This is a genomic window from Flavobacterium rhizophilum, from assembly GCF_046000485.1.
In the GTDB taxonomy this organism is placed as follows: Bacteria; Bacteroidota; Bacteroidia; order Flavobacteriales; family Flavobacteriaceae; genus Flavobacterium; species Flavobacterium rhizophilum.
This window is the reverse complement of the sequence record NZ_JBELQB010000009.1, coordinates 161,091-175,957: the sequence shown is the minus strand read 5'-3', so window position 1 is coordinate 175,957 and position 14,867 is coordinate 161,091. Positions and strand designations below refer to the sequence as shown.

Sequence of the window (14,867 nt, the reverse complement as noted above, 5' to 3'; positions counted from 1 at the left end):
CAGGTATGAATTATTTTGCTAAAAAGATATAAACGATTATTGAACATATACCCAGTACAAAAGCAAACAGGTAAAAACCAATGCTTCCGTTCTGGAGTGTTTTGCCTTCGGTACCTAATACGCTGGCAAGTTTACCTAAGCCGAAAATAAATCCAGAAATGGCAACCTCGGTAACATTCTTAAAGAAGCTACCCAGTGCATAAATAGGTTTTACTATAATGGCTGTGTATATCTCGTCAACATAAAATTTGTTGTAAAGTACTTTGGCAAAGCCGGTAATCTCGCTGTCCTGACCCGGTACAGCAGACTGTTTGATATATTTAGCATAAGCTAATCCAATACCTATAAATGCACCTATAATGGCTACACCCATAAGCATGTACTCTGTAGTACCCATGTGATGGTGTTCACTTTGCTTAGCGATAACAGGAGCTAAATATTCGTTTAACCAGCTGTTACCAGGTAAGCTTATGGCACCTCCTACAAGTGCTAATATAGCCAGTACTATTAGAGGGAATGTAATAAGTCCCGGAGACTCGTGTAAATGTTTTTTCTGCTCCTCTGTACCTCTAAAATCTTTGTAGAAAGTAAGGTATAGTAAACGGAACATATAGAATGCAGTCATGATTGATGCTACCGACCCAATAACCCAAAGTGGTTTGCTGTGATGGAAAGCAGTCATTAATATCTCGTCTTTAGAGAAGAATCCTGAGAACGGAGGTAAGCCCGAAATGGCAAGAGTAGAGATAAGGAAAGTAATAAATGTAACTTTCATCACCTTGCGTAGCCCACCCATGTAGCGCATATCCTGCTCTCCGTGCATAGCATGGATAACAGAACCCGAACCAAGGAATAGACAAGCTTTAAAGAAAGCGTGTGTAATAACATGGAATACTGCTATTTGGTATGCACCTAAGCCTAAAGCAAGGAACATTAAACCTAACTGTGATACAGTAGAGTAAGCCAGTACTTTTTTGATATCGTTTTGAACTAAGCCTATAGAGGCAGCAATAAGTGATGTTACCGCACCTACTATGGCAATAATGTTTTGTACTTCTGGAGCAAGGTCAAACAGATAATTTAGCCTTGTGATCATAAAGATACCTGCAGTTACCATGGTAGCTGCGTGGATAAGTGCCGATACAGGTGTCGGACCTGCCATCGCATCGGGTAACCATGTGTAAAGCGGAATTTGAGCACTTTTACCACAAGCACCAATAAATAAACATAGTGCAGCGATAGAAGCCCATGTTGGGTCAATATGCTTACCGCTTTCAATAGCAGCTCTTATGTCTGTATAATCCAGAGAGTGGAATAAGTAACCAAGTATGAAGATACCGATAAGGAAACCAAGGTCACCTATACGGTTCATAATGAATGCCTTTTTAGCCGCATCGTTGTAATCGTGGTTTTTGTACCAAAATCCGATAAGCAGGTATGAACATAAACCTACACCTTCCCAACCTATAAACATAATAAGCAGGTTGCTACCCATTACAAGGGTAATCATAAAGAATACGAAAAGGTTTAGGTATGCAAAAAACTTGTGTACGTTCTCGTCATCATGCATGTAGCTGATGGAGTACATATGGATTAGCGTACCTATCCCTGTTACGAACATTAGCCATAACAGTGAAAGCTGATCCAGCTGAAAAGCAATATGTACGTTAAAGTTTCCAAGTTGCATCCATTCAAACAGGTCTATCATTACCGGCTCTTTTGAGCTGCTTACCTGTAAAAAGAAATAAAGCGTTACGGCAAATGATGTAGCCACGGCAACTGTACCCAGTATGCCAGGCAGGTTACCGCTTAATTTTTTTCCTGCAAATACGTTAATCAAAAACCCTATAAAAGGGGCTAGAAGTAGTAGTAATGCCAAATTAGTCTCCATTAGGCGTTATCCTTTTAATTTTTTTAAACTATCAATATCAATGTTATTCAGATTCCTGTAAATGGCCACAAGAATGGCAAGACCCACGGCAACTTCTGCTGCTGCAACAGCCATGGAGAAAAATACGAATACCTGTCCTGCTGCATCCTGATGGTATGTAGAAAATGCCACTAAAAGCAGGTTAACCGCATTTAGCATAATTTCTATGGACATGAACATCACGATAGCGTTTCTTCTGAAAAGAACTCCAAACACACCTACACAAAATAGTAATGTGGAAAGATAAATGTAGTTCTCAATACCTATCTGTTGTAAAATATTTTCCATACTAGCTGTTTATGTGTTCTTTTTTAGACAATAATACGGCTCCAATCATAGATACAAGAAGCAGTACCGAAGCAAACTCAAACGGAACCATATACTCGTTAAGCAGTACCTGACCCAGTACTTTAATAGACTGGTAATCCTGTCCTGAAACCTGGTAACCCTCAATAACCGGTTGAGCTTTAATAAACGTTGCCAGTAGTACAAAAGCTACAAGTCCTAAGGCGATAACTGCCGCAAATCTTGTGAGTACTGATTTATTTTGTTCATCTTCCTTATTAAGGTTCATGAGCATTATGGTAAAGAGCATCAGGATCATGATAGCACCCGAGTAAACAATAAGGTGTACAATTGCAAGGAACTGAGCATTAAACATTAAGTAATGTCCTGCTATAGAGAAAAAGCAAAGTACAAGATAGATAGCACTGTGGATAGGGTTTTTGCTAAGGATAGTCAAAAATGCGGTTCCCAGTGTAATGGCCGATAAAATATAGAATACTGTAAGCATATTAATTAGCCGTTTTCATTTGAGTGTTCTTAATAGCCATATCAAGTGGCATAACCAGTTTTTCTTTTCCGTAGATGAAATCTTCCCTGTCGCTTGAAGGTTTTACCATTACTCTTGATTTAGTAAGGTAAATAGCCTGTTTAGGACAAGCCTCTTCACAAAGTCCGCAGAAAATACATCTAAGCATGTTAATTTCATAGATAGATGCATATTTCTCTTCCCTGTACAGGTGTTTCTCTTCCGGTTTTCTTTCTTCCGCTTTCATGGTAATAGCTTCGGCAGGGCACGATAGCGCACAAAGCCCGCAGGCAGTACAACGCTCTCTTCCTTCCTCATCACGCATAAGCATGTGCTGGCCACGGTACACCGGGCTAAGTTCCCTGGTTTGTTCAGGGTACTTAATGGTTACCTTTCTTTTAAATAAATGTCGGATTGTAATAAGTAATCCTTTAACTATCGCCACAAGATAAAGGCTTTCCCAAAAACTCATCTTTTTGTTGGAAACCTCTTTTTTTCTTCCCGATAATGATATGGTTTCTATAGACATTTTTATCTTTTATTAATCCGTCCTGTGCAGGAGGTATTCAATTAATTTCTCTAGATCAGTAGCTTACTGAGTAAGCAAAATAACTATTCCCGTTATTACAATGTTTGCTATGGCAAGCGGGATTAGCATTTGCCATCCTAAACGCATTAGCTGGTCATAACGGAATCTTGGTATCGTCCAGCGCACCCACATATAAAAGAATATGAAGAAGCACAACTTGGCAAATAATACCACTATACCTATAATGTTAGCGATGTTAACACCCCAGTTTTCTTCTGCCCACTGCATACCCGGATAGTTGTAAGCCCCAAAGTAAAGTACGGCAAGAATGGTAGAGGAGATAAACATACTCGCATATTCTGCAAAAAGATAGAATCCCATTTTCATGGACGAGTACTCGGTGTGGTAACCACCAATAAGCTCGGCCTCACACTCGGCAAGGTCAAACGGAGTACGGTTTGTTTCGGCAAACGAACATACAAGGAATATAAGGAATCCTACCGGCTGGTAAAATACATTCCAGTTCATGCCGCTTTGTTGTGCAGCCATTTCACGTAGGCTTAGTGTACCTGTCATCATTACAAGAGCAATGATTGCAAGTCCCATAGCAACCTCATACGAGATCATCTGTGAAGCGGCACGCATGGCACTCATAAGAGAGAACTTATTATTAGAAGCCCATCCGCCTATCATAATACCATAAACACCTATGGATAATACAGCGAAAATAAACAGCATGGCAACGTTAATATCGGTTGCCTGAAGGATAATGTCGCGCCCGAAAAGGTGAAGCTTATCGCCCCACGGAATTACGGCACTCGTCATTAATGCTGTACTCATAGATATGGCAGGCCCTGCGATAAACAGGAATTTGTTTGGTGTATTAGGGAAAAACTCCTCTTTGGCAAAAAGTTTTAAACCATCGGCAAGAGGTTGTAGTATACCTCCTTTACCGGCACGGTTAGGCCCTATACGATCCTGAAGCCAGGCAGCAATTTTTCTTTCGGCTAGTGTAGCATACATTGCCATTAACATGGTGATGGCAAATATTATAACAATAAAAATACCTTTTTCTATTACTATTGTCTGTTCCATATCTATACGTTACCTTCTTTATATACCTTTTCTTCTTTTTCCTTAAGCGGCACGTCAGGCATACTGATTTTCTTCCTGTCTTTGTCCCTACCTAATAAAATGTTCTTTTCGGTATCAATTTTAACTGGTTCAATTTGTCGGGTATAGTTGTTCTGGTTGATTACAGAATCTTTCTCGAATTTTCTAGGACCTTCAATTACCCAGTCGTTAACATCTTTGTGGTCAAAACGGCACTCATTACAAATAAATTCCTCTACCTCATGGTATTGGTCTTTACGGGCAGTAACCCTTTGTATTTCGTTACCAAACATCCATAGCGTAGTTTTACCGCAGCATTTGTCACAGTCTCTGTGAGCATTATACGGCTTGTTAAACCATACCCTTTGCTTAAAGCGGAATGTTTTATCTGTAAGTGCTCCTACAGGACAAACATCAATCATGTTTCCTGAGAACTCATTATCAATAGCTTTAGAGATACAGGTAGAAATCTGAGCATGGTCACCACGGTTTACAACACCGTGTACCCTATTATCAGTAAGCTGATCGGCAGTCATAACACAACGGTAGCAAAGAATACAGCGGTTCATGTGAAGCTGAATTTTGTCACCAATGTTTTCCGGTTCAAACGTTCTTCTTTCCTCAATGTAACGTGTTTTAGCCGAACCGTGCTTAAAGCTTAGGTTCTGTAGGTCACATTCACCTGCCTGATCACAAATAGGACAATCCAGCGGGTGGTTTATCAATAAGAATTCGGTTACCGATTTTCTGGCATCAAGCACCCTTTCAGAAGAGATGCTTTTTACCTCCATACCGTCCATAACACCGGTTACGCACGATGCCATTAGTTTAGGCATAGGTCTTGGATCGGCTTCACTACCTTTAGAAACCTCTACTAAACAGCAACGGCATTTACCACCGCTACCTTTTAGTTTAGAGTAGTAGCACATTGCCGGCGGCACAGATTCTCCGCCTATCATTCTTGCAGCCTGCAGGATGGTGGTCCCCGGTTCTACATTTATTTCCTGACCGTCTATTGTTACTTTCATTTTGTATCCTTGGTTTGAAAGTTTACTGGTACTTTTTGACTTTCGACTTTAACTTAATAACTCAGTTATATTTCCTGCTTTGCTACCAAATGTCTTACCTTTTCAAAAGGTTCGGCAACAAAGTGATCTCTGTTTTTAATTTTTTCAGGGAAACGAACGTGGTACTCAAACTCTTCCCTAAAGTGGCGTATAGCTGCCGCTACCGGCCATGCTGCCGCATCTCCTAACGGACAAATGGTATTACCTTCAATTTTTCTCTGGATATCCCATAGCAGCTCAATATCTTCTTCACGACCGTAACCGGTTTCGATTCTGTGAAGTACTTTTTCCATCCATCCTGTACCTTCACGGCATGGCGAACACTGTCCGCAGCTTTCGTGGTGGTAAAAACGAGAGAAGTTCCATGTGTTGCGAACAATACAGGTAGTATCGTTATACACGATAAAACCACCCGAACCAAGCATAGAGCCCGATTGGAATCCGCCTTCGCTTAACGACTCGTAACTCATTAAACGATCACCGCCTTCGGCATTTTTAAAAATAAGGTTTGCCGGTAAAATTGGTACCGACGAACCTCCCGGAACCAAGGCTTTTAACGGCCTGTCATCCATCATACCGCCTAAGTACTCGTCAGAGTTCATAAACTCATCCACACTTAAGCCAAGTTCTATTTCATATACCCCAGGGTTTTTAATGTGACCTGAAGCAGATATAAGTTTTGTTCCTGTAGATCGTCCAATACCTATTTTAGCATATTCTTCACCGGTATTGTTTACAATCCATGGCACAACAGAGATAGACTCTACATTGTTTACCACTGTTGGGTTAGACCATAAACCGCTTACAGCAGGGAATGGAGGTTTGATTCTTGGATTACCTCTTTTACCTTCTAGCGATTCGATAAGTGCAGTTTCCTCACCACAAATGTATGCTCCGGCACCACAGTGTACGTGCAGGTCAAGGTCGTAGCCAGAACCTAATATGTTTTTACCCAGCCAACCTGCAGCATAGGCTTCTTTGATTGCTTTTTCCAATATGCGGAATACCCACATATACTCGCCACGTATATAGATGTAAGAAAGGTTACAGCCCAGTGCATAACTTGAGGTAATCATACCTTCAATAAGCAGGTGAGGGATGTATTCCATCAGGTAACGGTCCTTAAAGGTTCCCGGCTCAGACTCATCGGCATTACATACCAGGTGTCTTGGTTTTCCTGATTTTTTATCAATAAAGCTCCATTTAAGTCCGGTAGGGAAACCAGCTCCTCCACGTCCTCTTAATCCGGAAGCTTTAACCTGTTCCACAACTTCATCCGGGGTCATGCTTTTTATGGCTTTCTCTACAGAGCGGTACCCTCCGTTTTGGCGGTATACTTCGTAGGTTTTAATACCCGGTACGTTTGCGTGTTCTAATAATATTTTCATTCCCATTGTTACTTTGGTATAATGGTCCTAGTGTAAATTAACTTTGCCGTTCCTGCAATCTTCAATAATCTGGTCTACCTTCTCTTTGGTAAGGTTTTCCTTGTAGTAGTCGCCCAACTGCATCATTGGTGCATAACCACATGCTCCAAGGCACTCAACACCTACTACGGTAAACATACCGTCGGGAGTGGTTTCACCTTCTTTAATGCCCAGTTTTTCGCAGGTGTAATCCATAAGGTTTTCGGCACCGCGAATGGCACAGCATGAAGTCCTGCAAAATTCAAACATGTATTTGCCTATAGGCTTTTGGTTGTACATGGTGTAAAAAGAAACTACTTCATAAACCTCAATAGGTTTAATTTCCAGTATTTCGGCCACCTTGTCCTGAAGTTCTATACTAAGCCAGTTATCGTGGGCATCCTGCACTTCGTGAAGTACCGGAAGCAGTGCCGATTTTTTCTTATCGGCAGGGTAGTGGCTTAATAGTTCGTTGATGCGTTCCATAAGTTTCGCATCTATATTGATAACCTGTTTTGCGTTTGAAATTTCCATAATCCTTAAGCGTCTAATTCGCCTGCAATAACATTGAGGCTTGATAGTGTTGCAATTGCGTCAGACAGCATTTGTCCTTTTATCATGTCGTTAAAAGCCTGGTAGTATATAAAACACGGCCTTCTGAAATGTAATCTGTATGGTGTACGGCTACCATCGGTAATAAGGTAGAAACCAAGTTCTCCGTTACCGCCTTCCACAGGGTGGTACACTTCTGTAACCGGTACAGGTACTTCACCCATAACGATTTTAAAGTGATAAATAAGCGCTTCCATGTTAGTGTAAACGTCTTCTTTTGGAGGAAGGTAATAGTCAGGCACATCGGCATGGTAAGGTCCTTCAGGAAGCTTATCAAGTGCCTGGCGTATAATTTTAAGGCTTTCCCAAACCTCTGCATTACGCACACAAAATCTGTCGTAAGTATCTCCTGATTTACCAACCGGTACATTAAATTCAAAGTCTTCGTAAGAGCTGTATGGCTGCATTACACGAATGTCATAATCTACACCCGCTGCCCTAAGGTTAGGGCCTGTAAAACCATAGCTCATTGCCTTTTCGGCAGAGATAGGGCCAACGTTAATGGTACGGTCCATAAAAATCCTGTTACGTGTAAGCAGGTTTTCAAAGTCTTCCCAAATTTTAGGGAATTCGTCCATAAACTCGTTGATTTTTCTAAAAGCGGCAGGACTCCAGTCCCTTTCAAATCCGCCAATGCGTCCCATGTTTGTAGTAAGTCGGGCTCCGCATATTTCTTCGTATATCTCGTATATTTTTTCCCTGTACTGGAATACATAAAGGAAACCTGTAAGGGCTCCGGTATCTACACCAAGTACCGAGTTACATATAATATGGTCTGCAATACGGGCAAGTTCCATAATAATAACCCTTAGGTACTGTACCCTTTTAGGTATTTCTATACCTAATGCTTTTTCTAATGTCATCCACCAACCCATATTGTTAATTGGGGCAGAACAGTAGTTCATCCTGTCTGTTAGCGGAGTAATTTGATAGAATGGCCTGTTTTCGGCAATTTTTTCAAAAGCACGGTGTATGTATCCTACTGTACCTTCGCCATCAAGGATTCTTTCACCATCCATTAAAAGGATATTTTGGAAAATACCGTGTGTGGCAGGGTGTGTAGGCCCGAGGTTTAGTACAGATAGTTCGCTGCCGTCTTCATTACGCCTTTCCTCAATCTGTTTGGCATAGCGATGTTCTGGTGGTAATAACAGGTCTGACATTTTATATCAAAAATTATTTCAGGTTATTATTAGCATTATCGGTTGTCCTACCAAAGAAACGGTCATCCTTATCGGTACGGCCACCATCTTCCATAGGAAACTCTTTTCTCATAGGGAACGATTCCATCTCGTCCATATTTAGTATCCTTTTAAGCTGCGGATGACCTTTAAATATAATACCATAAAAGTCATACGTTTCGCGCTCCTGCCAGTTAGCTCCTAAAAAGAGGTTTGTAGCAGTGTCTACCTCAGGTTTGTCACCGTTTAGGAAACATTTAAACCTAATGCGCACATTGTCCATCCAGTTGTGCATGTGGTAAACCACTGCAAGCTGTCTGTCCTTCTCAAAGTCAGGATAGTGTACACCACAAATATCGGTTAGGAAGTTAAAGCGTAAAGTCTCGTCTTCTTTAAGAAAACGCATTACATCGTTCATTGAGTTGGAGTCAACCTCAAAGGAAAATATATCGTGTTGCTGAACAAATCCGGTTACCTTGTCACCAAATTTATCTGTAAGCTTGTCCTGTATAACAGTTGTTTCTAAAGGCATATTACTTTATGAAATATTATAAGAAGCTAATAATTCTTTATATTCAGGAGAGTTTCTTCGTCTAACCGATTCTGATTTTACAATCTCCTGTAGGCTCATAATACCTTCAAGAATCTGTTCCGGTCTTGGAGGGCATCCCGGTACATATACGTCTACCGGAATTACTTTGTCAATACCCTGTAGTACTGAGTAAGTATCGAATACTCCGCCTGACGATGCGCATGCACCTACTGCAATTACCCATCTTGGCTCACTCATTTGCTCATAAACCTGACGTAATATAGGTGCCATTTTTTTAGCAATGGTACCCATAACCAGTAGCATGTCTGCCTGACGCGGAGAGAAACTCATACGCTCAGACCCGAAACGTGCCACATCATAATGTGATGCCATTGTTGCCATAAATTCAATACCGCAACAAGAAGTTGCAAATGGTAAAGGCCACAATGAGTTAGCACGTGCCAAACCTACTACAGAGTCTAGTTTGGTTGCAAAAAATCCTTCGCCCTGAACTCCTTCAGGAGCGTCTACTAATTTTATATCTGATGAATTGCTCATAGTAATTTAATTTTGATTATCAGGTTATTATACCGCAAAAAGCATACCTGATACTATTCCCATTCCAATCCTTTTTTCTTGATAACGTAAAAGAACCCTACTACAAGGAGGGTCATAAAGATACCCATTTTGTAGAAGCCTTCAAACCCCATTTCGCGGAAGTTTACAGCCCAAGGATACATAAATATTACCTCTACGTCAAACAAGACAAACAATATAGCTACCAGAAAGTACTTTACCGAGAAAGGAATACGTGCATTACCTACAGACTCTACACCACACTCAAAGTTTTTGTCTTTGTTTATGGAGTGCCTTTTAGGACCTAAAAAGTTTGATACAGCAATGGTTGTAGCCACAAAGCCTACCGCCAGTAGGGTTTGCATTAATATAGGATAGAAATCTACCTGAGTTGAAGATTGCATAATCGGGTCTTTTTATTAAATCAATTCACAAATATACATGTCCTGTGTGAACTATTTAAAGGATTTGCCGATTGATGGAGTTGAAGATGGTTAATTTTTATTTAGAACTAATAAAAATAATAAAAGACTATTTTTGGTATGTATGCCGAATTACCAAAAACAGGGTTTTTATGTTAATTATATCTTAAAGAAAGGATTAAAAAACTGTGTTTTTACTGGGAATTATGCAATAAAAAAAAGCTGCTCACCAGAGCAGCTTTTAGCCTTTGTAAGAGGTAATTTAATAATTTACTATATTAAATAATAGCAACTTTAGCTGCTACTTTACCTTTTCTTCCTTCTTCTTCTTCGTAGCTTACTTTATCTCCTTCACGAAGATTTTCTACGTTGATTCCGGTAGCATGAACAAAAATGTCATTGCCTGTTTCGTCGTCTACAATGAAACCGTAACCTTTAGATTCATTGAAAAATTTTACTTTGCCTGTGCGCATAAGGGTAATATAAAAAAAAATTAATAATAACCCAAAGGTAATCTTAATTATGATATGACAAAGAAAAAATGTTAAAAAAGTTTGAAGTTTTTTTTATTTATACTCCTTTGTTAAGAAATTTTAAAATTAAAGTTGAAAATTACAGTTAAGTATTAAGTTAAATGCGTTAGTCTTTATGGTATTGTTTGCGGAATTGTTAATATTGCTAAGGTCGTTATTGTGCCTTATTTTAATATTGAGGTTTTGTTTTTTGTGATAATGGTAGGGTAGTTCCTACTCTGAAAAGTTTTCTGAAAAAACAAAAATCCGGATTTATTATTTGTATATATTACATATAATAAATCCGGATTTTGTGTGCTTATATGTGTTGGAATTACTTCAGTTTAATATGAAGCTCTTCCAGTTGTACATTGTTAATTACAGACGGAGCATCAATCATTACATCACGGCCTGAATTATTTTTAGGGAATGCAATAAAGTCCCTGATTGTTTCCTGTCCGCCCAGTATCGCTACCAGCCTGTCAAAACCAAATGCAAGTCCGCCATGTGGTGGTGCGCCATACTGGAAAGCGTCCATAAGGAACCCAAACTGTGCCTTGGCTTCTTCATCTGTAAAGCCAAGATGTTTAAACATAAGTGCCTGTACATCCTTGTCGTGTATCCTTATAGAACCACCACCTATTTCGTTACCGTTTAATACAAGGTCATAAGCGTTTGCCCTAACTTTACCCGGATCGGTTTCAAGTAACGGAATGTCTTCCGGTTTTGGAGATGTGAACGGGTGGTGCATAGCGTGGAATCTTTCGCTTTCCTCGTCCCATTCTAATAGCGGGAAGTCTACAACCCAAAGTGGTGCAAACTCATCCGGTTTTCTTAAGCCCAATCGTGTTGCCAGCTCCATACGTAATGCACTTAGGCGTGTACGTGTTTTAAAGGCATCACCCGAAAGTACTAATATAAGGTCTCCGGCATTAGCTCCGGTAATTTCTGCCCATTTTTTAAGGTCTTCCTGATCGTAAAATTTATCTACAGATGATTTGTAAGTTCCGCCTTCTTCGCATTTTACATATACCATACCGCTTGCACCTACCTGCGGGCGTTTTACCCAGTCAATAAGTGCATCGATTTCCTTACGAGTGTAAGCTGCTCCGCCCGGTACGGCAATACCAACTACAAGTTCAGAGTTATTAAATACCCCGAAATCTTTGTGCTGTGCCACTTCATTAAGTTCGCCAAACTCCATTCCGAAACGGATGTCCGGTTTATCATTACCGTATTTTTCCATGGCTTCATCATAGGTCATTCTTGGGAACGCACCTGTTTCCACTCCTTTAAGTTCTTTTAAAAGATGACTTGCAAGTCCTTCAAAAGCCTGCATGATGTCTTCCTGTTCCACAAATGCCATTTCGCAGTCAATTTGTGTAAATTCCGGCTGTCTGTCGGCACGAAGGTCTTCATCACGGAAACATTTAACAATCTGGAAATATTTGTCCATACCGCCTACCATAAGCAGCTGCTTAAAGGTTTGTGGCGATTGCGGAAGTGCATAAAACTGACCCTCGTTCATTCTTGATGGTACGATGAAGTCACGTGCTCCTTCCGGAGTTGATTTTATAAGTACAGGTGTTTCAACCTCTATAAAGCCTTGCGCAGAAAGGTAATTTCTTACTTCCATTGCTACTTTATGACGGAATAGAAGGCTGTTTTTAACCGGATTACGACGAATATCCAGGTAACGGTATTTCATCCTGATATCCTCGCCACCATCAGTTTCATCCTCAATAGTGAAAGGAGGTACCTGTGCTGCATTAAGTATAGTAAGTTTTTTAACCAGGATCTCAATGTCTCCCGTAGCCATATTAGGGTTTTTAGACTCACGTTCTATAACTGTACCTTTTACCTGAATTACAAATTCACGGCCAAGGGTTTCGGCAAGTTCAAAAACATCTTTCTGGGTTCTGGCTTCGTCAAATATTAACTGTGTTACGCCATAACGATCCCTAAGGTCGGTCCAGATAAGGAAACCTTTGTTACGTGTTTTTTGTACCCATCCTGCTAGAGTTACTTCCTGGTTGATATGTGAAGCGTTAAGCTCTCCACAATTATGACTTCTATACATTATCTCAATTAATTTTAGAGTGCAAATTTAGAAACAATTACGAATAATGCCTGTGTTTAGAGTAGCAAAAATTATAAATGTATATATATAGGTATAAGTCTTTATCTGCATGAATTGTTTCGGTATGTAAATTTAATGTTAAGAGAAAGGTGTTTTAAAATGAAAATGATAAGTAAAAACTTAAAAAAATACGGTTTTACTGGTTATTGGTGTTTATTTGTACGAATTTTTTTACAGGTAGCTTTCTTTTTATAAACCCTTGTGTTTACAGGTGATTTGGCTAATGTGCACATAACCCGTATGTTAAATTTTAGCTCAATGTTACCAAATTGTTAACTCAATGTATATTTAATGTAAAATTATTTTGTATATTCGTGTATATAATAGTAAATATAAACACAAAACTGATATGAGAAAGATTATTATTGCCGGGATGCTATTATCAGCAGGTTTAATTTCAGCACAGGAAAACGTAAAGCCAAAATATGAATTAGAAAGCCAAACAGTTAAAGCGACTTTTTATTATGATAACGGACAGATAAAAAAAGAAGGTTCTTATAATAAAGACGGTAAGCTTCACGGAACATGGGTGGCTTATAATGAAGACGGAACAAAACAGGCAATAGGTGAGTACACTAACGGAAAGAAAACAGGAAAATGGTTCTTTTGGACCGGGTCTATCCTTAATGAGGTAGATTATACAGACAGCAGGATCGCAGATATTAAAAAGTGGTCTAAAGAAGCTGTAGTTATAAATAAATAAGTCGTTGATTTATTTATTTGAAAAAGGCTGTAAGTTTAATACTTACAGCCTTTTTTGTAAAAATAGAATATACTAATCACTTATCAATCTAAGATTAAGATTGTGTTTTATATGCCTTATAGCTGTATTTTTATTTTTTAGCTTTTACAGGCTTAGCTTTTTTGTTTTTACGTCCCCACCATATAACGAAACCAGTAATAGGTAGCAGGCCGCTGATAAAGCTGGCGATAAATGCGATTATTTTACCGGGGATGCCTAAAATAGCCCCCACATGGATATCATAATTAGCTGTTATAAGTTTTTCGCCAAAGTTTTTTTCGTCATGCAGCCTTTCGTTTAACAACTTCCCGGTATACTGGTCAAACTGCAACTGATGGTTTACATAATATGTACCTTCATACTGCTGCACATAAGCACTTATAACACCCGTGGAGTCGGTAGCTTTACTTAGTCCGAAAGCACCGGCAGTATTGTGTCTTTCGTGTGTTATTTGGCTGGCAATATCAAAGGCAGCATCCTTATCACTTTTTTCCCTGAATACTGATTGTTCCCTTTTAACCTCGGGAGGAGTAATGCTTTGTGATCCGGCAACATATACTATAGCCTGAAACCAGGTAAATGCCCAAACCATACCTGTAAAGGCAATTATCACGGCTATGGTAGATATATAAAAGCCCAGTATATTATGGATGTCGTAGTTTTTGCGGCGCCATTGCGTAGTGTCTTTCCACTGAAATTTAAAACGCTGTTTTCGGGCAGCCTTATTTTTAGGCCACCATAGTATAATACCTGTAATAAGCATTATAACAAAAATAAAGGTAGCCCAACCTACCACAGGCTGTCCTATTTCGGTTTCAAGTAAAAGGCTCCAATGCAGCATTTTAATAGTGTTGAAAAAGTCTTTCTTTTCATCGTATATTCCCAGTACTTTACCTGTGTAAGGGTCGGTGTATACCGTATAGTAGTAGTCTATATTCCTGAAATAGAATATCGAGTTTTTCTGGGCAGCTGCTTTATAACAGAAAAAACGTACCGACTTTTCAGGGTTGTTAAACACATCAACCCTGTTTATTATTATGGAATCGCCCAGTGTTTTTTGGGTCTCATTCCATAGCTGGCTTACAGGCAGGCGTGTTTCCTTTACCTCAGGAACATAGATCTCATCTTTTCTTATGGCTCCGTTTATCTCCTGACTAAAAACATAAATACATCCTGTTACCGACAGCAATAAAACAATGAGCCCGGATGCTAATCCGAGCCATAAATGGGCTTTACCAACCCAGTGTTTGAAACCTTTTTTCTTTTTACCTTTCTGTTTGCTCATCAGGCTTTA

General features: G+C 39.6%; 16 protein-coding genes. 1 reads left to right on the top strand and 15 read right to left on the bottom strand.

Annotation, left to right across the window (positions count from 1 at the left end):
• Positions 1 to 10 precede the first annotated feature (10 nt).
• The 14 genes from nuoL to aspS all read right to left on the bottom strand — a co-directional run bounded on the left by nuoL (position 11) and on the right by aspS (position 12,771).
• Positions 11 to 1,891: an NADH-quinone oxidoreductase subunit L gene (nuoL, locus tag ABS768_RS12970; protein ID WP_408075381.1), complete on the bottom strand. Its 1,881-nt coding sequence runs from the start codon at positions 1,889 to 1,891 to the stop codon at positions 11 to 13.
• A 6-nt stretch (positions 1,892 to 1,897) separates the two neighbouring features.
• Positions 1,898 to 2,218, bottom strand: coding sequence for an NADH-quinone oxidoreductase subunit NuoK (gene nuoK, locus ABS768_RS12965; RefSeq protein ID WP_035135337.1), 321 nt, complete (start codon positions 2,216 to 2,218; stop codon positions 1,898 to 1,900).
• Between the two features lies 1 nt (position 2,219).
• Positions 2,220 to 2,723 carry an NADH-quinone oxidoreductase subunit J family protein gene (locus tag ABS768_RS12960; RefSeq protein ID WP_408075380.1) on the bottom strand — a complete coding sequence of 168 codons (504 nt, stop codon included), beginning with the start codon at positions 2,721 to 2,723 and terminating at the stop codon, positions 2,220 to 2,222.
• 1 nt (position 2,724) lies between these two features.
• Positions 2,725 to 3,270, bottom strand: a complete 546-nt coding sequence (locus tag ABS768_RS12955) for a NuoI/complex I 23 kDa subunit family protein (protein ID WP_330442315.1) — start codon at positions 3,268 to 3,270, stop codon at positions 2,725 to 2,727.
• A gap of 63 nt (positions 3,271 to 3,333) precedes the next feature.
• Complete coding sequence (gene nuoH, locus ABS768_RS12950; RefSeq protein ID WP_408075379.1) at positions 3,334 to 4,365, bottom strand: NADH-quinone oxidoreductase subunit NuoH; 1,032 nt, start codon at positions 4,363 to 4,365, stop codon at positions 3,334 to 3,336.
• 2 nt (positions 4,366 to 4,367) lie between these two features.
• Positions 4,368 to 5,411 (bottom strand): 2Fe-2S iron-sulfur cluster-binding protein, encoded by a 1,044-nt coding sequence (locus ABS768_RS12945; RefSeq protein WP_408075378.1) that lies wholly within the window; start codon positions 5,409 to 5,411, stop codon positions 4,368 to 4,370.
• Between the two features lie 65 nt (positions 5,412 to 5,476).
• Positions 5,477 to 6,844, bottom strand: coding sequence for an NADH-quinone oxidoreductase subunit NuoF (nuoF, locus tag ABS768_RS12940; protein ID WP_408075377.1), 1,368 nt, complete (start codon positions 6,842 to 6,844; stop codon positions 5,477 to 5,479).
• 21 nt (positions 6,845 to 6,865) lie between these two features.
• Complete coding sequence (locus tag ABS768_RS12935) at positions 6,866 to 7,390, bottom strand: NADH-quinone oxidoreductase subunit NuoE family protein (RefSeq protein WP_408075376.1); 525 nt, start codon at positions 7,388 to 7,390, stop codon at positions 6,866 to 6,868.
• A gap of 5 nt (positions 7,391 to 7,395) precedes the next feature.
• Positions 7,396 to 8,631, bottom strand: coding sequence for an NADH-quinone oxidoreductase subunit D (locus tag ABS768_RS12930; protein WP_408075375.1), 1,236 nt, complete (start codon positions 8,629 to 8,631; stop codon positions 7,396 to 7,398).
• Between the two features lie 13 nt (positions 8,632 to 8,644).
• A complete protein-coding gene (locus ABS768_RS12925) occupies positions 8,645 to 9,181 on the bottom strand; it encodes an NADH-quinone oxidoreductase subunit C (protein WP_408075374.1) in 537 nt (178 codons plus the stop codon).
• Between the two features lie 6 nt (positions 9,182 to 9,187).
• Positions 9,188 to 9,739 carry an NADH-quinone oxidoreductase subunit B gene (locus ABS768_RS12920; protein ID WP_035135315.1) on the bottom strand — a complete coding sequence of 184 codons (552 nt, stop codon included), beginning with the start codon at positions 9,737 to 9,739 and terminating at the stop codon, positions 9,188 to 9,190.
• A gap of 53 nt (positions 9,740 to 9,792) precedes the next feature.
• Entirely contained in the window at positions 9,793 to 10,161 is a 369-nt protein-coding gene (locus ABS768_RS12915) for an NADH-quinone oxidoreductase subunit A (RefSeq protein WP_408075373.1), read from the bottom strand.
• A gap of 296 nt (positions 10,162 to 10,457) precedes the next feature.
• A complete protein-coding gene (locus tag ABS768_RS12910) occupies positions 10,458 to 10,652 on the bottom strand; it encodes a cold-shock protein (protein WP_408075372.1) in 195 nt (64 codons plus the stop codon).
• A 373-nt stretch (positions 10,653 to 11,025) separates the two neighbouring features.
• Positions 11,026 to 12,771 carry an aspartate--tRNA ligase gene (gene aspS, locus ABS768_RS12905; RefSeq protein ID WP_408075371.1) on the bottom strand — a complete coding sequence of 582 codons (1,746 nt, stop codon included), beginning with the start codon at positions 12,769 to 12,771 and terminating at the stop codon, positions 11,026 to 11,028.
• 409 nt (positions 12,772 to 13,180) lie between these two features.
• On the opposite strand from aspS, the gene ABS768_RS12900 reads away from it, so the two are divergent.
• Positions 13,181 to 13,534, top strand: a complete 354-nt coding sequence (locus ABS768_RS12900; protein ID WP_408075370.1) for a toxin-antitoxin system YwqK family antitoxin — start codon at positions 13,181 to 13,183, stop codon at positions 13,532 to 13,534.
• A gap of 130 nt (positions 13,535 to 13,664) precedes the next feature.
• Here ABS768_RS12900 and ABS768_RS12895 read toward each other — a convergent pair whose 3' ends face one another.
• A complete protein-coding gene (locus ABS768_RS12895; RefSeq protein ID WP_408075369.1) occupies positions 13,665 to 14,858 on the bottom strand; it encodes a PepSY-associated TM helix domain-containing protein in 1,194 nt (397 codons plus the stop codon).
• Positions 14,859 to 14,867 lie beyond the last annotated feature (9 nt).